A 22,278-nucleotide genomic window follows, 5' to 3' on the forward strand; every position below is an offset into this window, starting at 1 on the left:
CTACTATTTCCCTATGGACTTTTCTATTTTTTGTGCTATAATAAAGCCATAATAAGTATCTCGATGTAGATATATTTTACAAAAAATATACATATCAACTATAAAGGAGACCAACAATGAGAACTACAGAATTATTACAAGAACGCAGAACCTATTACGCAATTGATAAGAACATCCCTGTATCCAACGACGACGTTGTTCGCTTCGTAGAGGCAGCTACTGAACTCGTTCCAGATTCTTTCAACATGAAGAGCTCTCGCGTAGTGGTAGCGTTAGACGAAAAACACGATCAACTTTGGGATGCTATCTACGATATGTTCGAAGGTAAAGTGCCTCGCGAAAAAATCGATAGTTTCAAAGCTGGCCGTGGTACAATCTTGTACTTCATCGACGAACCAACTGTAGCTGGTTTACAAGAACAATTCCCTGGTTATGCTGGTAATTTCCCAGGTTGGGCTAATCAAGCAGTAGGCATGTTACAATTCTCCATCTGGACTGGTTTACGTGAATTGAACATCGGTGCATCCTTGCAACATTACAATCCAGTAATCAACGATGTAGTACGCAAATTATTCGATGTTCCAGAAACATGGACATTGAATGCACAAATGCCATTCGGCGGTATCATAGCAGAACCTGATGCAAAAGCAAAAGAAGATATCTCCGCTCGCGTAAAAGTATTCCGTTAATACATCCGCAAATAAAACTCCAAAACCTAATTCTCTCAAAAAAAGAAGCAACCCCTGCGGGCTGCTTCTTTTTTATATAATTAATCAAATGTTGTTTCCAACAACGTATCATCCATAATAGTGCCTACATAAAAATCACTAAAGATGCCGAAACGAGCGCTAGCTTCTTCAAAACGCATATCGTAGACGATTTTTTTGAATTGAATGTCATCATTACCCATCAAAGTAATGCCCCATTCCCACATATCGAGACCACAACCACCAGTTGTATACTCACTCAATACATCAAGGTATGTTCTTCCCAATTGACCATGAGCACGCATCATTTTACCACGTTCTTCCATCGGTAAAATGAACCAGTTTTCACCATGTTCACGTTTTTTACTCATATTGTAGAAGCAAATATATTTGTCTTTTGGAATATGAGGATATAGTTTTTTATGAACTTCTGGAGATGCCATATTATTTTTCAAATAATTGCTTAATTCCGTTACGGATGTATAGGAGAATGTATATTCCAACACTTCTGCAATTTTCAATTTACGGAAACGAAGTTCCCATACATAGATATCTTCCAATGTTGGTTGTAATAACCACAAGAGAATGTCACCCTTTTGGCCATTGATGCTATAGAATGCATAGCTACTTTTTTCAGCTACATGTTCTGCTTCAAGATCCGCAATATATGCTTTTAATTCAGCTTTCGCTGCAGCTTTATCTTCAGAAGACCATTTTTTCCACGCATTAAAATCGATGCGGAAAATCATGTGTTGACTATGCCAACCTTCAGCAGTGCGAACGGCTTTGCTAAGACCTTCACCATGAGTACCTTCTGCCCCCACTTGGCCATGAGGATGTCCACCTGGATGTCCTACTGGACCCTGTCCACCATGAATTTGTTGTTCTTTTGTTTCTTCAGACATTATAGTTCCTCCTGTTCATTATGTAATAACTGTACAAGTTCTTTCGCTTGTTTTACACCATCAGGAATGCCAATTCCATCAAATGGTGTTCCAATTAAATATAAATTTGAATAGTTTTCTAATACATGGGCACGCACGGCTTTCACCATGGCGCGATGCCCCACATTATATTGTGGCATGCAATGAACGAGACGATTCACCTCTACCCAAATTGGTTCACTGTGAAAGCCCATAATACGTTGGATTTCACGAGTTGCCAATATCGCTAGTTCCTCATCAGAACTGGATTCGACAGTAGTATCACCAGGTTTCCCAATGAATACACGAAGTACAACCTTGTCATCTGGTGTCGTTTGTGGCCATTTCTGGCTCAAATTCGTACAGGCTGTAAGGGGTGTTTTCGTTTTTCTCGTAATCAACAGGCCAGAACCATGCAAATCGCCATCGAAGGTAGCTTTATCAAAGGCCATAATGGCAATAGCGCATGTGGATTGTTCCATGTCACGCAAACCATCAAAACCCGCATCATCACGGAACCATTGACGATACGATGCAGGTGGTGTACTGATGATAACGGTGTCGAATTGAACGTCCTGATGTTCTACAGCTACGTCAGAGCCAGTAAAAATACCGTCAGAATTGCGATGTTTCAGTTGTAATTCATAAGAAAAATCAGCTTGTTGCTGAATATCCTCTATCAATACATTATTATGAATCGTCACATTCCTTGGCATTTGTTCCACGATAGCATCAATGACACTAGCAAGACCACCTGTTAATTGGCGGAACATACCATCCTGTGCTGCTGTGCCTTTGCGAGATTCAAATTCCTTATCAGTCTTTATGCCCTTACCCGCTTGTGGCACATCCCCTACATTGGCACTAGGGCCTTTGGCAGCCACGGAAACGCCCGCTTTTTTATGCGCCCCTTTAGCGGCTATCATGCCTTTAACCATATTACCATGTTTTTGTTCTACTTGAATAAAATGTGGGAACGTAGACAATAGACTGATTTTATAAATATCACCACCATAAATTCCCGCTAATAGCGGTTCGATGAGTTTATCCATCATTTCTTGACCCAAATGGTATTGGAAAAAATGACCGATAGACACATCACCATGCTCATCCAGTTTATATGGTGATTTAAATAAATCTAGGGCCGCTCGAATCTTGCCAGGCCAAGAAATTAACGTGGCTTTCACAAAGGGCATCATTTCCGTAGGTACACCCATGATAGATCCACCTGGAATAGGATGTGTCGCCCCTTGATCATATACATAAGCCTGCCCCGTCGCATTGGCCACAATGGTGTCACCCAGTCCCAGATTACGAATCAAATCGGTCATCTCTGTTTTGCGCCCCAAATAGGAATCCGGACCTAACTCGACCACAAAGCCATCCACCCGTTTCGTTTGAATTTTACCACCACAATGGTCCGCTTGTTCATATATATGAATGTCTACATTCGGTTGTTCCTGTGCCAAATAATAGGCCGTCGAAAGCCCCGTCAGGCCGCCACCGATAATTGCTACACGATTCACTGTACTATCCTCTTTTCTACGGCACTCGCCATGGCAAAAATATACATTTCATTATTGTTAGGCATTGATGCACGATAATACTTAGCCCCTTGAGACTCTACTTGTGCTCTACACACAGTGTCATTATCATATAATACCTCTACATGGTCACTGACGAATCCGATAGGGGCAAATACAATATGTTTATACCCGTCCTCGATTAATCCATCAATCACCGTTTCTATGCTAGGACCGAGCCACTCACCATGCGGTCCAGCGCTTTGCCATGCTTGGGTCCACACCGTAGGATTATGATAAGCCTCGTACTCTAAACCCGATGCATAGCCTTGATGAATCTGCCCATCCATCTCTACAGTAATGATATGTCCACTCCAAGAGCGCAATATTAAAGATTCTGCCAGTTCACAGGAGAACCTTTGAATAGATGTCACATATGGATCTAGCTGATTCTGCATGGGTGCGATGGGCAGACTATGTGCTGAAAGTACCAACGCTACATCATTGACTCTATCTTTATATTTCTGGAGGTCCTCATAATACTCCCTAGAAATCAGCTCATCAATGATGCGCTCATAGTCATCAAGCAAGTCTTCCACAGAAAGGAACGTTACGTCATTTTCATCATAACCCAGCACAATCGACTTTGAACCGTAGGGCAAATTAGGACCTACTTGCTCAATTAACGTTTTTTCGATAGCAATCCGCCAATAATCGGCAAATCCGACTTCCTTCCACCATTCACGAACCATCCGTAACTCAATACCTACTTGATCTGCTGCACGTTGTGCTCGTTCCTCGTATACAGACGTTCCTATTTTAGAATAAAACGGCGCCGTCACAATTGCAATAGCAATATCAATACCATCTGATTTCATTTGTGATACTGCGTCCTCAATGGAGGGGGGCATATGCTGATATCCGATGTAGACATTCTGAATGATAGATGGCTGTTCATCTCGGCACTTCACCATGCGTTGCAATACTTTCACCAGCGCCCTGCCCTGCTGTTCCGTCATAGTGCGCAGATTTTCATTATCCCATTGGCCGATAGTTGTATACCGATCCTCAAGGTTTGCGATGTCCTGTTCACTCGGATCATGACCGCGACGAATACTCGTCATATAATCACGCAAATCATCCGGGATTTGAGGCGTGCCATAGGACATCAACAATACACCGATAGTAGGTTCTTTAATTTTATTCATTATTTACTCACCCATAATTCCTGGCTACGTTCATGTACATACTCAGTAATCCATTTTAATACATCTGGATCAGCCTCAGGAAATACACCGTGACCTAAATTAAATATATGTTTACCATGGCGAACACCTTGCTCTAAAATGGTATCTAATTCTTGTTTTATAACGGCTTTATCAGCATACAGGTATGCCGGATCAAGATTACCTTGTAAGGTCTGAGTAATGCCCATCGCACTAGCCACATCAATAGAGCATCGCCAATCAAGAGCGATAACGTCCAATGGTAAATCTTTCCACAACTCAATTAAATGACCATTTCCAACACCATTCATGGCCATTGGTAAATCTGGAAATTTAGCTTTCACAGTGTGGATAATCCGTTCCATATGCGGAAATATACCTTGTTTATATTGGTCCTCGTTAACAGCGCCAATCCAGGAATCGAAGATTTGTAGTGCGTTCGCACCCGCCTCAGCCTGCATGGATAGATACGCAATAGTCATATCCGCCAAACGTTCCATCAAAGCATTCCACAATGTAGGTTCCCCGACGAGCATCCCACGAGTCTTGTTATAACTCTTGGTAGGACCACCCTCGATGAGATAACTAGCAATCGTAAAAGGTGCACCACCAAAGCCGATAAGAGGTACATCCAAGACCTCTGTAGTCAACAGTTTGATCGTGTCCCCTATATAACTCACCTTCGTTGGATCAAAGGGATGTAGTTGTTCCACATCTCGTTGTGTGCGGATAGGATTCGGGAATACTGGTCCAACACCAGGTTTCAATTCCACCGTCACATCCATACCTACCATAGGACTCATAATGTCCTTGTAGAGGATGGCCGCATCTACACCGTATTCCTTAACCGGCAATTCTGTTACAAAAGCACAGAGCTCCGGTTGTTTTGTAATTTCAAAGAGCGAATATTTTTCTTTAATTTTCCGATATTCCGCTTGGCTGCGACCTGCTTGTCGCATAAACCACACAGGTGTTGTGCCTGGTTGTTTGCCGCGAATCATATCTAAGTAGTTTGAATTCAAACCTGTCACTCCTTTACTTGTTTATATGCTTATTTTACAGGCAATATCACTTGATATTCTATACCATTGCTCACAGGATTACGCAGATTAAACTGCTGTCGCCCCCTGTGCATTCATCATATATGTATCGATACCACCTTGTTGTTTCCCCATACGGAGCAATTCATGTTGGCACGTAAATACCCACACTTGTTGTTCCTTGCCAATGTCAGATAACAATGCCAATGCACGTTTTTGACGTTCTTCATCAAAACGAACGAGAATATCATCAAGGACGATTGGCAATGGTTCTACTTGGTTCGAGAACGCTTTGGCAAGACTCAAGCGAAGGGCCAAATACACTTGGTCCCCCAGTCCACTACTCCAGTGCTTACTTTCTAGACGAACTCCATTAGCATCCTTCAATGCCACGGAATCACTAGTCATAGTGTCAAGAGTATATTTATTGTCTGTAAGCACCTGAATATATTTGGATGCAATATCCATCATATGCGGTTGCTTTTCTTGTTCATAGGTCTGCTGCGCCGTATCCATGCAATGGCTGATTAACACCTGCGTTACCCAATCCTCAAGGGCTTGTTCTAATTGGCCCTCTAAATCCTTGCGTTCCTGCAATGCCTCAGCTTGCTCTTGGTCATTTGCTAAATTACGCATCGTCTCTATAATCTGCCCACGTTGCTCGTACACAGACGCCAGTTTTTGTTCAATGCTAGCTATCTCTAGATCGCTATGTTGCACTTCATCAATCCATTTGTCCTTGTCCCCACCACGGAGGCGACGATAGAACAAATCCTTATTTTCCGCCTTTGGCGCCAACAAATCAAGCTGCACTTGGCTCTGTTTGTAAATGGTTTCCCACTGTTTTAACTGGTCCTCTAGCAATAATTGCTGACGATACTCAGTGGCAGACGCGATGCCGGCCTTCTCGAGCAATTCCTTCTGACGCAACAACAAATCCTTTTCCTTGCGATGCCATTGGTCGTATTCCTCGCGGAAATTTTTGCGCTGTGATTCCTTTTGCTCCCACCGAATTTTATTTTGATGAAAGTTCTTTAACTGCGCGTACAATTTACGGATTTCCACAGGTGCCACCGGTTCTGTAATGCCTAAATTATCCCATAATGTTTGGCCTTGGTCCTCCAGGGCTTGCAAATCATCTTTATGGGCTTGCAATGTCTTTTCGTAGCCTTCATAAACCTTTACCTGTTCTTGGTATTGATCATATTCTTGCTTCATGCCAAAGAAATCGGTATCCGTTAATGTTTTGGCTGCGCCTTGCGGTAACCACGCTTGCCATGCATCCATAGCCTCAGCACCAATTTGTTCAAGACGTTTGTTTTCCGTTTCCCAGTTCCTCAATTGTTCAGAGTAACCAAAGGAACGAAGTTGTGCCAAATTATCTGCTACGGACTTCGTTTGTAATTGACTTTCCAAAGTGCCTTGTTTGGAATCTAGCAATTGCATGTCATATTCCACGCGCGTAATATCGGATTCTAAAGTCTTTTTGGAGCAGAAACTATAGCCAATCATTCCAAGGCCTGCTAATAACAGTACTGCTCCAGCACCTGTCATGGCCATAGTAAATAATACGGAAAGGCCCACAATCATGAGCACGATACCAATAACACTGGCGCCAATGCCTACATAGAGGAATTTCTTCTCACTGCCCTGTTGGGCCACTAAGTTTTGATGGCGCACCTTTGCTCGTTCCCGTTGGATGTTGATGTCCTCTAGGCCTTGTTTTTGAGCACGGACTTCGTCTTCAGCGGATTGGGTATCAGCTTGATGACCCGATTGAATGCCACCACGCGCAGCGGATTGCATACTCGCCAACGGTGTAGTTTGTTCCACATCAAATGCGGATACTACATTACTAGGTTCTACACCATTCTCACCGTCTACTGCCAATGGTTTACGTAACTGCCACGCCTGATACTGATCACGAGCGCTCCGTAAGCGTTGTGCCAATCGTTCACCTTCATACCAATTAATATCTGTAGCCATGTCTTCATCATCACGCCAAGCCGTATGCATACGGCGAGATAGTACTAATTGATTGCGTACCTTTTCGAGGTATGCCTCACCTTGTTCACATTCACGGCGCAATTGATCCCATTTTGAGACTTGTTGGTATAAATCTTCAATGTCTTGTGCATATACACCCATTGGGCTATCAGGGCTAAAGTTTTCTGGCATCAAGCCTTCTTCCTTCCCCTGCCAAATGCGCATATGCTCGTGGCAACGATTCAATTCCTGATCAAGCTCGTAGAAGGCCTGCCGTTCCAATGATTTACCACCATTGAATTGATGAATTTTAGCCTTCGCCTCTTCAGAACGGCGATACGTATCCCACGCACGAAGCACGATATCGATGCTTTCACGATAGTCACGCCATTCTTGCAATTGGTCCAATAATTCCTGTTCTGTCCGTTCCGTACCCGTTAGGGTGGATTGTAATGATACGTACTCCGTTTCGTGCCCTGCTAGGGCCGCTACCTTCGCACGATTTTGTTTCAACTGTTCCATGAGAACGTTAATTTTACGCTTGCCATTAGCGGAGGCTACGAACAAATCGTTTGTCGCCTTTTCGATGTCTTTCACCACCGAGCTGAGGCGTTCGCCCCCTTCGGCGCCAAAGAAGCGCGTACGCACCTCTACCTCATTCAAGATATCCGCACCTTGCAAATCCGCTAGGGTTAAGGCAAATATGCGATTATATGTTTTTTTGTCCAGCCCATGCCACCATAATTGGTTCGGCTCCATATTGATTCGTGGCTCGCCTTGGGGGTAGAAATCTAGCTTCTTCCCATTACGACCTACGTGATATTCCTTGCCATCTTGTTCTAGCACCATGGAACCTACGCATGTATCATAATGTTTGGCCTTACCCCCAAACAGGACCGTTCGTATACCCTCTAGGAGGGATGTTTTGCCACTTTCATTAGGGCCATAAATTAATTGCACACCCTGGTCACCAGGCGTGAATGACCAATCCTTGTGAGGCCCAAATTCTTGTAGATATATATCCTTAATCTTCATCATTGGCCCCCATTAATTTTGTAACACCCTCAATTTCAGCGCGTCGCGCCGCCCGTGAAAGCACCTCATCACTGAGGAAATCTGCGTATCGGCCTAACCGTTTAAATTCAGGACGTTCCGCGAGAATAGCACGGATATTGGTAACGTCGTGATGAATCGTTTCATCATAGGCAGATAAATAATCGCCCACCATATCAGACAATTTACGGCGTTCCTCTAAATCGATGGCCGGACTCGTCTCATCAACGATAACATAAGGCATGATAAACACGCTACGCCCCTTATCCTCCTCTTGGGAGTCCGCTAACCACATTTGGCGCACATCCTCTTGGGCACACAAACGATGTAAAGCGCCTGTCCCAGTGAGTACGATTTCCAAGAGTACTGGTTTCTTGAGATTATTACGGAGCATATCCTTTTTATGACGAATCATTTCCATCATATCCGCCTCGTTTTTCAAGGACGAAATATCGATAGTCGCTCGTTCAAATCGGATAGCACAAGTTTCCTTGAATTCCAATTCACAATGTCCATTGTTCGACACAGACACCAAATAGGCTCCTTTAGGACCGCGTTCTTTTTTATGTAATCCTTGCGGATTGCCTGCGTACACGACGTACGGTTCCTCATTTACAATTTGGCGTTTATGGATATGACCGATAGCCCAATAATCCATGGCCGCCTCTGTGAGGTCTGATACATTACAAGGGCCCACAGAAGTGTTGATTTTCACTTCACTGTTTTCCGTAGCAGCACCCACGGTGCCGTGCATAACAGCAATGGAGAAATCGTCGCTTTCAAAGGCCTTGTACTGTTTGGCAAAGTTCGTTGTTTCATTGCCTTCGCCACAGCTCATGCCGTAAATACCACCGATTTCCAGATTGTTAACCATTAGTGGAAACCGTTGCACTTGTTTTGAAGAAAACACATGCACATTCTCTGGTAATGTGATTTGGGCGCGCCAGCTTTCAGCTGGATCATGATTACCTTGCACCATGTACACAGGAATCCGAGCCTCCGCCAATCGTTCCACTGCACGCAGGAATCGCACCTGCGCCTCGAGATTGTGGTCCTTGCTGTTATAGGCATCGCCAGTGATTAGAAATGCCTGCACACGTTCCTCAATAGCCCAATCAACAATAGCCTCGAATGATCGATAAGTCGCCAACGCCACCGCTTGATCCACGGACTTGCCAATGGATTTTAAATAATGAAATGGTGCCCCTAAATGCAGGTCACCACATTGTATAAAACGAAATGGTTGCATAGTCGTCAATCCTTTCCATGAACGATTAACGCGAATATATTGATGCTGAGTTTCTGGCTTGGTGAAAACTCAGTGTTAGTTGATTTTTAGCGTATACCGATGGTCACTGAAATCAAACTGTCGGTCTGTGCCACAAGTTAATTTATCGACAAGTTTTGCCAACATTCATCAGGTTATTGAAGCAATTTATGTTGCGGCAATGTGTCGATCCGAATGAAAACCAACTGAGTATACGTTTACACTATATATAATATCAAATAATGCAGTATATATGCTAATGAATTTGGGTATAAATCATAAAATAATTTAACCATTTAATTGTTAACCATATCATTTGTTAACTTTATATAATTTTTGAGTTGACTAGAATAATTATCCGTTTTATAATGACTTCATCAGATAATTATTTGTTAACCACGACAGAATTATATACCATAGATTGACAATCTGTTTTGTGGCTTTCACCAATGGAATCATGAATTAGATAACCACCAGGAGGGTTATGATGGCTCAAGTTGCAATGGAAACACAATCTCATGTGGGAACATCCTACGAAAAAATTTTGACCTATGCGAATCGCGTGTTAAACGGTGGCGAAATCACGCCAGACGAAGCGATTGAATTAATTCATACATCTGACGAGGACACTATGATTCTCCTCGCTATGGCAGACAAAATTAAGCAACAATTCAACGATAACACCGTAGATCTTTGTGCTATTGTTAACGCACGTTCTGGTAAATGTCCAGAAAACTGTAAATTCTGTGCCCAATCCGCGCATCATGATACAGGTGTTCAGGAATATCCATTTATGGATGATGAAAGTATCCTCAACGCTGCACGTAAAGCAAAAGAGGCCGGTGCTATCCGTTTTTCCATCGTAACATCTGGTCGTAATACTAGTAATCCAAACGAATTTGCTCAAATCATTCGTGTATTGAAGAAAATCCGTGAAGAAATCGGTCTTGAAATTTGCTGTTCTCTAGGTTTATTAACCTATGATCAAGCTGTTAAATTGAAAGAAATCGGCGTCACACGTTACCATTCCAATATCGAAACGGCGCCAAGCCATTTCAAAGATATTTGTAGCACTCACAATTACCAAGATAAAATGTCTACCATTTCCAATGCGAAAAAGGCAGGCATTCGTGTGTGCTCCGGTGGCATCCTTGGTTTAAACGAAACATTGGAACAACGTGTAGAAATGGCCTTTGAATTAAAACGCCTCGGTGTGGATTCTGTGCCACTCAATATTTTGAATCCCATCAAAGGGACTCCATTTGAACATAATAAAGCATTGGCACCATTGGAAATCCTTCGTACCTTTGCCGTATTCCGTTTCATTTTGCCTAAAGCATTAATCCGTACTGCTGGCGGTCGTGAAGTAAATCTTCGCGATTTACAAGCCTATGCCCTCACAGGTGGCTTGAACGGCTTGATGGTTTGTGGTTATCTCACAACAGATGGACGCTCACCACAAGACGATTTGCAAATGATTCAAGACTTGGAATTGTTGCGTAATACAGCGCAACTTTCCTAATATCGCTTCGTTACATATCTGTATTCTATTCGCAGTGTATATTCGCAGTGTATTTGATTCAAGTGGGGGTGCTTGTAGGGAATATTTTGATGCCATCGCAATAGAATTAGCAAACTGTAACACTGAATTTTATCATCTTACAATTTTACATACATATAATAAAAACAATCGCCGAATACCCGTGGCGATTGTTTTTTGTTGCAATGTATTAAATTATTGTATAAGTCGTCCACTAGGACAACCTTAGTGGGTCGTGCACATTAATTAGAAATACCCTCATAACCTCAATTAGATACATTATGTAATTTTATTGGTCGAATCCAACTCATTCTAACCAAATGCTCATCATACTAAAAGAAATGCACCACCAAAGGCGTATACACGTATTCCAAGAATGTCCATGTCAGCAATCCACATGTGGCACCAACGATGGCACCGTTGATACGAATCCAGCTGAGGTCATCTTCTACTTTGGATTCAATAAAGTAGATGAACTTTTCAGTGCTCAATCCTTCCAATACTTGTCGAATAATATTTTCGATTAAATCGTAACCTTGTTCCAATAAGTATTGGCTAATATTTTGTAATGTATATTCAATACGATTGCGCAAGTCTTGATCTGTGCCATATACTTGCCACAATTCTAGGGCGATATTTACAAAAATCTCTGCAGGAGTTTCACCACGTTCATCTCCTGCGACGAGAAGGTCCTCAATATGTGGGCATACGTGATTTAATAATACTTCTTCCCAATCTTGCTCATGAATCCAACGACTCCAAGCATTATCCAGAGCCACACAAACCTCACGGTTTTGCTCTAAATCTTGCACCGGCTTTACCCATTGACTAAGCCAAGCAATCCGTTCAGGACTGTTCGGTTGTTTCCAGGCTTCAATCATCAAATAGGCTTCACTGATGATGGCCTGTGCCAATTCGCGATGATTGATAACATCTGTAGCTTCCGACACGGATAGAAATAAATCAGACAAGAAACTACGACGTTTCTTAAGATGTACTTCCTCCGCCACAACAGCGGTGAGCCACGTGACCATGGCTGGATGATTGATACGTTCTTGCACTACTTCTAGCACTTGAACGACCATGTTTTCATATTTATTCTTTTCACATAAATCAAGCAGCACATGCTTGAGCGCTGGTACTAAGGAATGTTTTCCCAGGAATTGGCGGATGCGATCAGCACCCCAGTTTGACCATTCCGCTGGTGTTCTAGTCCCCCACAACAAGTGTAAGCCTTGATGTAAGACGAGACGAACCACCCGTTGCCCTTCCGCAGAAAGCATAAAATTCTCAATGAGGGGTACAAACTTTACATTCTCCAAGAGTATACGACAACGGTCTTTGGTGAGCATTTTCGTTTCCACCAACTTGATAACACCATCGATAAGGCGTTCCTTGTTACGAGGGACCAATTCCGTATGATACGTAATACCTAAAGGTTTACGGAATAATGCGGTCACCGCGAACCAGTCCGCCACACTGCCGATGAGGGCCGATTGTACGCACCAGTACAGCGGTTGAAACCAGCTTTCACCATCGTAGAAAAATTGTGCAATAAATACAAAAACATATAAAATAGCAGTGACTGTCAAAATGCCATTCGCCCGTTGACGGTAGGTACTCTTGTGAAAGCGCCCCACCACGTCGTACCACGGCAAATTATGGTGGCGATGCAAATGTTTGTGCGCCATATCGTAATCGTATTTTTTATCTGGACTCATAGCATCACCCCCTTAATGAAGAGGGTGGCACCATAAAAGAGTCCACCTAGCACAGCGCCCACGAGAGAGCCGTTGATACGCACCATTTGAAGGTCATAATACATTTTTCCACGTATGATATTTGTCATTTCGTCTGCAGAGTAACGAGATAATTCAGAACCTACCACCTTATCAATGAGGGGGTTCAATTTTTGCAATAACGGAATTGAACGAAGTAAGAAAAATCGTTCAAAAGGCGCCTGTTTTCCAGGATTATCGAGGATATCTCGCCCCAATAATTGCGCTTTTTGTATCAACATATCAAAGAGCATATCCCAATCAACATGTTTACCGTCAATGAGTTTACCTTCCCACTCCTCAAGAGCTGTCCGAATCCATTTATTTTTATGATGCTCAATAAAGTCCTGCCACTCCTTATTTGTCTCTAGGCGATTAAAGAACAAAATCGCCTGCCCCCACACATAGCGCCCCAACGCGGAGTCGATGGACTCATTTTCACGAAGGAATTTCACCGCCTTGGATTGCACCGTATCCACCAAATGTTCCGGTGTCAAACCTTCACCACCAAAGGCGATGGCCAATTCGCGGAAGAATGAATTTTTCGTGTACCGCTTCATAATCGCTACCATCACACGATAGAGATATGGGTACACCGCATCAGATCCGATAACGTGCTGACAGGTTCTATTGAAATAGAACCAAAACACAGATGCCGTATGACGTTCAAGCATACAACGACCGAACAAAATTACAAGAGGTGTCATTTTCCAGTCCGTGCTGCCCTTGTAAATGGCTTTGTTAATCTCCTTACGCATTGGCTCGATGTCCATATGAGACAACACCTGTTTACCCACGCCTTGGAGCATATGGCGAATCTGAGACTGTCCTTTATCGCTCATAACGTACTCGATGATGCGAACCATCACCTTTTCGCGCTTGATCGCATAGTACATCTGTGGTACCCGCAATAATTCCTCACTGAGCATAGTTCGTCCCATCTGAACAAGACGATCCTTACTGCGAGGCAAAATTGCCGTTTTATACCCTATGCCAAGAGGCTTTGAAAACAGTGCGGTTACAGCATACCAATCGGCTAAGCCACCAATCATGCCGGCACCGCTGATATGCATCACAAATGCCCACCACACATCGTGTCGTTGAGGATATGAAATTAAAAATATAATGGTCATTACCGCTAGCAGTAACGTAGCCATCGGTTTAGTTTTAAACATTCAAAAACTCTTCCCCTTCACTCGAAGGATTCAATATAGGTACATCTGGGAACAAGGCCTTGAAATACAAGGATGGTTTCCATCGGGGTCCATTTAAATGCATAGGAATCACCGCTCTTGTCACTGTCATGCGGCGCAAGAACTCAATAACGCCCCATTCCATCGCGTCTTCTAGACGATTATCTACCGGGAACATCCCGATATCTACTGTTACGCCCTGTAATGGTGAAAGCTCACGCCATGCCATGTCTTTGGCTTCACGAATATTTTCTGGTGTATCACCGAGCCAGTGCCACCAGTTCAAATCGCCAGCGTGGAAGAAAGTATCACGTGGTGTTTTTACAAGGAAAGAGCCACCTTCATCAGTGCTGCCGAACATCGTGATTTCAGTATCTTCGATGGTTACAGTTTCGCCTGGGAGCATAGCTGTTAGAAGTTCTTCATTAATACGCGTTCTATTGTCAGTGTCGGCAGTTTGATTTACCATTTCAGACTGGTTCTGGGCCACAGCGCGTGCCGTCAAATCACGGACCACAGCCACATCCTTGTGGAAAATATATCTCGTCGTTGATTGGTTAAAATTCAATATAGCTGGATTATAGTGATCCCCATGCGTATGCGTTACAAAAAACCACATCTCACGCCCCGCTGCCACCATTGCATCCACACGTTTTTCAGGATCTTTAAAATAATCAAATACGTAGCAACGAATACCATCATCAAGCATAAAACCACTATGGTTTAAAAAGTATATATTCATACTATCGCCTTCTCTCATTTAGAAGAAATAATTGATAACTTATATCATAAAGATTAATCTTTATTATACCATATATGTGTAAAGATTTTGAAAAGATAACATATTAAAAAGGTACGCAAATGTACAACCTCAGTATAAATACCAAGCCATACATCTGTGTACCTTATATATAAACTATATACTATTAAAAATTTTCCCTACATTTGTACATTGTCCATCAAAAGAGATTTCTGCTATAGGCTCTGCATTTTTTATAGCAATCTCATAATTTGAAGCAATTGCATCTAACTGCTTACTATCACTTTTTTATAAGTAGTATGCAAATATTGCCCTAATTTTGTATTTAACATTTCTGTTGAAAGTTTACTCCCAACACATCTTCTAACATTGGATAGTTAATAATCTGATCAGCACCATACACGCCTTGTAAATATCGTTTTTTATAACCATAATCCTGACGCCTGCAATCTGGTGAGTCAAAATCAAATTTTGTACCCGCGCTTTCGTCCTTATAATGAAGCCAAAATAATTTTCCCTCTCGATTCTTATGTGCCAAGTAAATATCAGTAACCTTTTCGTCTACAGTCTGTATAGAGGTACTAATCTCTCCATTGACATCCTGATTGATGGTAACTTTTTGTTGCGGTTGCAACCGTTCCCTAAGCTCAATATCATAAATATTAAAATCTGCTGCTCGTAAAAAAATAAGCATTTTTTCTTTATTGGTTTCATCTCCAAAGAATGGAATAAAAGGTTTGGCATTAATATCTATATTTTTATTGATAATAGTAACATCACTAACTATCCATGAAAATGCATTCTTCGCTTCAGTTACATTATTCATTTGGGCAAAAAATAGCAATAATTGGTTTTTACGAACTTGACTCATACTTTTAGCGATTGATTTTGGAACCACTTTAGCTACCAATTGTTTTAAAAGTGCAAACGCATATAGTACATTATTCACATGCTGTACCCCATCATAGTCTGCATTGATATCTCTATCCGTAGAGAGCACTAGTTTAGGATAGCTATCTTGTATGGCATCAAGGGGCCATAATTCAAAATCCATAATCTGCACCTCCCTTTATCTGTATTATACCGAAAAGTTTTTATAATAAAAAACAGAAACTTTTTATTTTTGACAAGTTCTTATTATTTATTATAAAAACTTTTACAATTCATATCTCATATCAAAAAAAGAGGCAATGCCTACACATTACCTCTTTTCTAACAAGCCTTAACTCATATGTAGTTTTGATTAGATGCTTTCAACAGCAGCGATAGCCGCTACATCTACAACGTCTTGTGCGGAGCAACCACGGCTCAAGTCATGGATTGGAGCAGCCAAACCTTGAATCAATGGGCCAAGAGCATCAGCGCCTGCGAAACGTTGAACCAATTTGTAACCAATGTTAGCAGCTTGAAGATCAGGGAAAATCAAGATGTTAGCTTTACCAGCCACGTGGGATTCTGGAGCTTTTTTAGCTGCTACGGAAGGAACGATGGAAGCGTCCAATTGTAATTCACCATCGAATTTGAAGTCTACATTACGTTCTTTCAAAATGTTAACAGCTTCTACTACTTTGTCTACTTCTGGAGTGGAAGCGGAACCTTTAGTGGAGAAGGACAACATGGATACGCGAGGATCAGCCATTTCAGCAATTTGACGAGCTTTTTCAACGGAAGATTCAGCGATATCAGCCAATTGTTCGGATGTTGGGTTAGGCAACACGCCGCAGTCGGAGAATACTAACATGCCGTCATCACCGTATTCTTTTTTGTCAGTGAACATGAACATAGCGGAAGATACAGTTTTAAGACCTGGTTTAGTACCAACAACTTGCAATGCTGCACGAAGAACGTTAGCAGTTGGGCTAGCGGAACCAGCTACCATGCCATCAACAGCGCCCAAACGAACTAACATAGCGCCGAAGAATAATTCGTCGCCTTTCATAGTTGCTTCAGCTTTTTCAGGAGTCATACCTTTTTTAGCGCGCAATTCAACGAAAGTATTTACCATTTCGTCAAAACGATCATAGTTGTTAGGATCGATGATTTCAGCACCAGCGATGTTAGCGCCAACTTCTTTAGCTTTTGCTTCTACTTCAGCAGGGCTACCAACTAATACAGGTGTGCAGAAACCTTCTTTTACGATGATTTCAGTTGCTTTCAATACGCGTTCGTCATGGTATTCTGGCAACACGATTTTTTTACCTAATGGTTTTACTTTTGCTTTTAAATTTTGAATTAATTCCACTGTTTTTGCCTCCTTAACAATGGCGAGAATTCGCCTTTACCTAACTGTATTATAGCAAATTAGACATACTGGTGAAAGTAAGAAAACACGAATACTAACTATGTATATATTGCATAGATATCTATTACATGGAACTCTAAAGGATTCGTATTCAATACATCGCTATTTAAACAGTAACTAAAACCTATGTAATTATAATTGCCTTCACTACCATTCAGTGTTATAAATGAATTATACAAGGAGGTGCACCATGTCCAATACCGAACAAACTATCAACGCAATTACAAATCCTATCGATAATACCACACCCATCGACATTCAAAGGACCATTAAAAATTTAGAACGCAATAGTTTCATAGTTCACTATTTTGAAACATCTGCTGACGCCGTTCTGTATTTACAAGAACGCATTCAACATAAATGCGTAGCCATCGGCGATTCTCGAACGCTCCAACAAATCCACTTATACGAGGCCCTCGAACCGAATAACATAGAGGTTACAGATATCCAACGCCCTCTCGATGGTGAAAGTTTCCGCCAAACCGCCCTTCGAACCATGGGACGAGACGTTTTCCTTACCTCCGTCAACGCCCTCGCCCAAACCGGTGAAATGGTGAATATCGATGGTACGGGTAATCGTATTGCCGGCTCACTATTTGGCTCTGAGGAAGTATTTTTCGTACTAGGCATCAATAAAATCACCCCAGACTTAGCCTCTGCCATTTACCGTGCTCGCAATGTAGCAGCACCAAAAAATATTTTGAAAAACAAACATATTGGCACTACACCATGCGCCATCAAAAAAGATAAGTGCTATGACTGTGGCTCCCCTGATCGGATTTGCAACGCCTTGACAATTTACTACAAGAAAATGCGCAATATGGATATCATGGAGGTTATTATTATTAACGAAGACTTAGGCTTTTAAAATGGCTGATAGCCTCCAATACAACTTAAAGGCCTGTAGCAGATTATGCATCCGCTACAGGCCATATTAGTAAAATTCAATTATAAATTCCTATCCTAGTAAATACCCGTCATAGTATAGAATAGGATAATAACGAATACCGTTAATGTTTTAATACATGTAATAGCAAAGATATCTTTATAAGATTCTTTATGTGTTAAACCACATACTGCAAGTAATGTAATAACGGCACCATTATGAGGCAATGTATCCATCCCACCAGATGCCATAGAGGCTACACGATGTAGAATTTCAGGAGACATACCAATTTGGTTCGCCCATGCTAACCATTGTTGGGACATAAGATCAAGTGCTATAGACAAACCACCAGAAGCAGAACCAGTAATACCAGCCAATGTTGTTACACTCACGGCCTCGGACATCAATGGATTGCCACCGAATTGAATGCTTAATAAAGCACTGGAGATATGTTTAAAGCCATCTAAAGATGCAATAACATTACCATAACCAACTTCAGAAGCAGTATTCATAATAGCCAACAAGGATCCAATCGCACCAGCATTTAATGTTTTAGTAAATTTAGGCACTGTATTAAGGGCACGTCTACCAATAATCATCGCAAGAACAATACCTATTACCAAGGCAATAATAAGAGACCAAATACTTGCTACATTTTTGATTCCTGCTGCTACCAATGGAGTTTTACCTGATGCCTTGAACGTCTCAAGCAAAGATGGATCCCATTTCACGTATTCAGTAATACCAAAGTTAACAATTAATACAGCTGCTAATGGTACAACCGCAAGATACCATGGTGGTAAATATTCGTCCTCAGAAATAACTGGTTCGTTAAGTGTATGATTACCATAACCTTCACCTTTTGCCACTGCTTTTTGCAAACGATGATTCAAATACCATAAGCCTACACCATAAATAATAAGACTCCCTAAAATCCCGGCAATTGGCGCTGCATACGCATTTGTACCAAAGAAATTAGTAGGAATCAGATTTTGAATCTGTGGTGTCCCAGGAATCGCATCCATAGTTGGGGCAAACGCACCTAACGCAATAGAGGCAGGAATGAAGTGTTTAGGTAAATTACCTTCTTTAAACAATGCAGCTGCGAAAGGATACACCGCAAATACCACTACAAACAAACTAACGCCACCATAAGTAAGAATACTTGCAGCTAATACAATAGATAAAATAGCGCGTTCTGCACCTAAACCTAAAATCAACCATTTCGCAATACTTTTAGCAAGGCCTGTATCTTCCATTACCTTACCAAAAATGGCACCTAATAAGAAAACCGGAAAAAATGACTTAATATAAACTACAGCTTTGCCCATAAATAATTCTGTATAAGAGGGCATAATTGGCAAGCCAGATAAAACAGCTGCACAAAGTGCAAAAATAGGGGCTACTACAATAACTGAAAAGCCACGATAAGCAAAGGTCATCAGTAATACAAGACTTAATATAATGCTTATAACATCCATAATATCCTCCATGCATATACTTGTATCGATTACTTATAAAAAAGGTTGAGTTTCGAAAATCTATTAGCTCGAAACCCAACCTCTTTTTATTCTTCCATCTTAATTAGAGATGCAGTAACTATGCCTATTATTCAATATATAGCATCTTTAGAACTAGCGTAAAACAGCTCCACTGACTACCATTTTTTGTACTTCATTTGTGCCTTCGTAAATTTGAGTGATCTTAGCATTTCTGAACAAACGTGCCACAGGATAATCTTCACTATAGCCATAACCACCGAATAATTGAACTGCATCTGTAGCTACTTCCATTGCTACATCAGAACAGAACATCTTAGCCATTGCTGCAGAAACAGTATAAGGGCGACCAGCGGCTTTATCATTAGCTGCATTTAATAACATCAAGTTTGCTGCTTCAACTTTTGTAGCCATTTCAGCTAATTTAAATTGAGTATGTTGGAATTTAGCAATTGCTCTGCCAAATTGTTCACGTTGTTTTGTATATTCAACAGCATGTTGTAATGCAGCTTGTGCAATACCTGTTGCTTGAGCAGCTACACCAATACGACCACCATCTAATGTATGCATAGCAATTTTAAAGCCTTTGCCTTCTTGTCCAAGCAAATTAGCTGCTGGTACATGAAGATCTTTAAAGATTAATTCACGAGTAATAGAGGTATGGATACCCATTTTATGTTCTTCTGGACCAAATGTGAATCCTGGCATACCTTTTTCAATAATGAAAGCAGAAATACCTTTTGTACCTTGAGATTTATCTGTCATAGCGAAGATAACATATACATCAGCTGGGCCAGCATTAGTAATAAACATTTTGCTACCATTGATAATATATTCATCACCAACTTTTTCAGCCACTGTTAATTGACTAGCTGCGTCAGTACCAGCATTTGGTTCTGTTAATGCAAAGGCTGCCAACGTTTTACCTTCTGCTACTGGACGAAGATATTTTTCTTTTTGTTCTGGTGTACCGAATACGTCAATTGGGCTAGCACCTAATGATACAGATGCAGAATAAGTAATACCAATACCATCATCGTATTTACAAATATCGCGTAATGCAAGAATGTAGTCAACATAACTTGCACCAGCCCCGCCATATTCTTCAGGGAAGCAAATACCTTGTAAACCAAGGTCAAGTAATTCTTTTACTAAGCTTTCATCAAACTCATTCGCTGCATCACGTTGTAATACAGTTGGTGCCAAGCGTTGTGCGCCAAATTCATTGACAGTTTGAAGTAATAATTCTTGATCTTCAGTTAATTGATACATAATGATGTCCTCCTAAATAAAATAGATATATAAGTAAGTCATATGACCATAACATCTAAACAATTAACGGTTTGTAAAATTCTTTTCTTTACGTTTTTCAAGAAATGCAGTCATACCTTCAGTTTGGTCTTCCGACAAGAAGCAATCACCAAAGATATTAGCTTCTAAACGAAGGCCTCTGTCAATATCCATTTCAATACCTTCATTGATAGCACGTTTACAATTTCTAACAGCGATTGGTGCTTGTGCAGCAATATCATTAGCTAATTTATTAGCAGCTGCCATCAATTCAGCTTGTGGATATACAGCACTAACTAAACCAATGCGCAATGCTTCTTCTGCTTTAATATTACGAGCAGCATAAATGATTTCTTTAGCTTTACTCAAAGAACCAATAACACGTGCCAATCGTTGTGTACCACCAAAACCAGGAGTAATGCCTAAGCCCACTTCTGGTTGGCCAAAGACAGCATTATCACTAGCTAAACGAATGTCACAGCACATGCTAATTTCATTACCGCCACCTAATGCATAACCATTAATAGCTGCAATAACAGGAATTGGGCATAATTCAATTTTTCTGAATACTGCATTCGCAAATGTACCCCAAGCTTCGCCTTCTGCTTTGGTCATATTTTGCATAAATCCAATATCTGCACCAGCTACGAAAGATTTTTCTCCACCGCCAGTTAAAATAATGGCTCTTGTTGTTTCAGGGCTAATCGCATCAAAGGCTTCTTCTAGCTCTTTTATAACTTGTTCATTCAGTGCATTTAATGCTTTTGGTCGATCAATAGTAACAGTTGTAACAAATCCATTTTGGCTTACTTTTACAAATTCCATGTGAACACCCCATTTTCTAAAATAAAATGCTTATGCTTTAATCTCACTGATTTAAAAGTCATCTTACTTCTTCATAACTAAAGCTTCGCCTTTGATCACAACTTTTCCTGCTTCATTGGTACAAATTGTTTCAAATTTCATACGATGTTTTTCATCATTTTTTTCTGTACAAGTAACAGTAGCTGTAATAGTTTCATCCAAATATACAGGTGCCAAGAATTGAAGTGTTTGTCCCATATAAATGGTATTCGCACCTGGCAGTTTTGTACCTAGCACAGCAGAGATTAAGCCAGCACCTAGCATGCCGTGAGCAATACGGTGTTTAAACATTGTAGTTTGTGCAAACTCTTCACTCATATGTACTGGATTAGTATCCGTACTTACTTTAGCAAAGGCTTCTACATCCTCTACAGTTACTTTTTTGACTACACTTGCAGAATCACCAATCTTAATATCTTCGTATTTAACGTCAGCTACCAT

18 protein-coding genes are annotated in these 22,278 nt (G+C 41.2%); 3 read left to right on the plus strand and 15 right to left on the minus strand.

Annotated elements, in window-relative coordinates; genetic code table 11:
• Nucleotides 1-116: 116 nt before the first annotated feature.
• A complete protein-coding gene (locus RVY80_RS02095) occupies nt 117-689 on the plus strand; it encodes a nitroreductase family protein (RefSeq protein ID WP_295190662.1) in 573 nt (190 codons plus the stop codon).
• An 80-nt stretch (nt 690-769) separates the two neighbouring features.
• On the opposite strand, the gene hemQ is transcribed toward RVY80_RS02095, so the two are convergent.
• The 6 genes from hemQ to RVY80_RS02125 all read right to left on the minus strand — a co-directional run bounded on the left by hemQ (nt 770) and on the right by RVY80_RS02125 (nt 9,707).
• Nucleotides 770-1,612, minus strand: a complete 843-nt coding sequence (gene hemQ / locus RVY80_RS02100) for a hydrogen peroxide-dependent heme synthase (protein ID WP_295190659.1) — start codon at nt 1,610-1,612, stop codon at nt 770-772.
• Complete coding sequence (hemG, locus tag RVY80_RS02105) at nt 1,612-3,156, minus strand: protoporphyrinogen oxidase (RefSeq protein WP_317329467.1); 1,545 nt, start codon at nt 3,154-3,156, stop codon at nt 1,612-1,614. Before hemG ends, hemQ begins: the two co-directional genes overlap by 1 nt.
• Nucleotides 3,153-4,361 (minus strand): ferrochelatase, encoded by a 1,209-nt coding sequence (locus RVY80_RS02110; protein WP_317329469.1) that lies wholly within the window; start codon nt 4,359-4,361, stop codon nt 3,153-3,155. The genes hemG and RVY80_RS02110 overlap by 4 nt, the downstream gene beginning before the upstream one ends.
• Nucleotides 4,361-5,401, minus strand: a complete 1,041-nt coding sequence (gene hemE / locus RVY80_RS02115) for a uroporphyrinogen decarboxylase (protein WP_317329471.1) — start codon at nt 5,399-5,401, stop codon at nt 4,361-4,363. Before hemE ends, RVY80_RS02110 begins: the two co-directional genes overlap by 1 nt.
• An 87-nt stretch (nt 5,402-5,488) precedes the next feature.
• Complete coding sequence (locus RVY80_RS02120) at nt 5,489-8,440, minus strand: ATP-binding protein (RefSeq protein ID WP_317329472.1); 2,952 nt, start codon at nt 8,438-8,440, stop codon at nt 5,489-5,491.
• Nucleotides 8,430-9,707 (minus strand): metallophosphoesterase family protein, encoded by a 1,278-nt coding sequence (locus tag RVY80_RS02125; protein WP_317329473.1) that lies wholly within the window; start codon nt 9,705-9,707, stop codon nt 8,430-8,432. Before RVY80_RS02125 ends, RVY80_RS02120 begins: the two co-directional genes overlap by 11 nt.
• Before the next feature lie 505 nt (nt 9,708-10,212).
• Between RVY80_RS02125 and bioB the strand changes: the two genes are divergently transcribed.
• Nucleotides 10,213-11,247, plus strand: coding sequence for a biotin synthase BioB (gene bioB / locus RVY80_RS02130; protein WP_295190641.1), 1,035 nt, complete (start codon nt 10,213-10,215; stop codon nt 11,245-11,247).
• 350 nt (nt 11,248-11,597) lie between these two features.
• On the opposite strand, the gene RVY80_RS02135 is transcribed toward bioB, so the two are convergent.
• The 5 genes from RVY80_RS02135 to pta all read right to left on the minus strand — a co-directional run bounded on the left by RVY80_RS02135 (nt 11,598) and on the right by pta (nt 17,238).
• Complete coding sequence (locus tag RVY80_RS02135) at nt 11,598-12,905, minus strand: DUF445 family protein (RefSeq protein WP_317329572.1); 1,308 nt, start codon at nt 12,903-12,905, stop codon at nt 11,598-11,600.
• Between the two features lie 77 nt (nt 12,906-12,982).
• On the minus strand, nt 12,983-14,218 hold the full coding sequence (locus tag RVY80_RS02140; RefSeq protein ID WP_317329474.1) for a DUF445 family protein: 1,236 nt from the start codon (nt 14,216-14,218) through the stop codon (nt 12,983-12,985).
• The gene (locus RVY80_RS02145) at nt 14,211-14,978 is read right to left on the minus strand and encodes an MBL fold metallo-hydrolase (RefSeq protein WP_295190635.1); all 768 of its coding nucleotides are present in this window, start codon (nt 14,976-14,978) and stop codon (nt 14,211-14,213) included. Before RVY80_RS02145 ends, RVY80_RS02140 begins: the two co-directional genes overlap by 8 nt.
• 343 nt (nt 14,979-15,321) lie before the next feature.
• The gene (locus RVY80_RS02150; protein WP_317329477.1) at nt 15,322-16,050 is read right to left on the minus strand and encodes a hypothetical protein; all 729 of its coding nucleotides are present in this window, start codon (nt 16,048-16,050) and stop codon (nt 15,322-15,324) included.
• A gap of 189 nt (nt 16,051-16,239) precedes the next feature.
• A complete protein-coding gene (gene pta, locus RVY80_RS02155) occupies nt 16,240-17,238 on the minus strand; it encodes a phosphate acetyltransferase (RefSeq protein ID WP_295191342.1) in 999 nt (332 codons plus the stop codon).
• Nucleotides 17,239-17,488: 250 nt separating this feature from the next.
• On the opposite strand from pta, the gene RVY80_RS02160 reads away from it, so the two are divergent.
• Entirely contained in the window at nt 17,489-18,166 is a 678-nt protein-coding gene (locus RVY80_RS02160; RefSeq protein WP_317329479.1) for a lactate utilization protein, read from the plus strand.
• A 95-nt stretch (nt 18,167-18,261) separates the two neighbouring features.
• Here the strand turns inward: RVY80_RS02160 and RVY80_RS02165 are convergent, their stop codons facing one another.
• The 4 genes from RVY80_RS02165 to RVY80_RS02180 form a co-directional block, all read right to left on the minus strand.
• The gene (locus tag RVY80_RS02165; RefSeq protein ID WP_317329480.1) at nt 18,262-19,665 is read right to left on the minus strand and encodes a GntP family permease; all 1,404 of its coding nucleotides are present in this window, start codon (nt 19,663-19,665) and stop codon (nt 18,262-18,264) included.
• A 153-nt stretch (nt 19,666-19,818) separates the two neighbouring features.
• Entirely contained in the window at nt 19,819-20,958 is a 1,140-nt protein-coding gene (locus RVY80_RS02170) for an acyl-CoA dehydrogenase family protein (RefSeq protein WP_295191348.1), read from the minus strand.
• 60 nt (nt 20,959-21,018) lie between these two features.
• Nucleotides 21,019-21,798, minus strand: coding sequence for an enoyl-CoA hydratase-related protein (locus RVY80_RS02175; RefSeq protein WP_295191335.1), 780 nt, complete (start codon nt 21,796-21,798; stop codon nt 21,019-21,021).
• A gap of 63 nt (nt 21,799-21,861) precedes the next feature.
• Nucleotides 21,862-22,278 carry a MaoC family dehydratase gene (locus tag RVY80_RS02180; RefSeq protein ID WP_295191332.1) on the minus strand — a complete coding sequence of 139 codons (417 nt, stop codon included), beginning with the start codon at nt 22,276-22,278 and terminating at the stop codon, nt 21,862-21,864.

Source organism: Veillonella absiana (assembly GCF_032970865.1).
Taxonomy (GTDB): domain Bacteria; phylum Bacillota; class Negativicutes; order Veillonellales; family Veillonellaceae; genus Veillonella; species Veillonella absiana.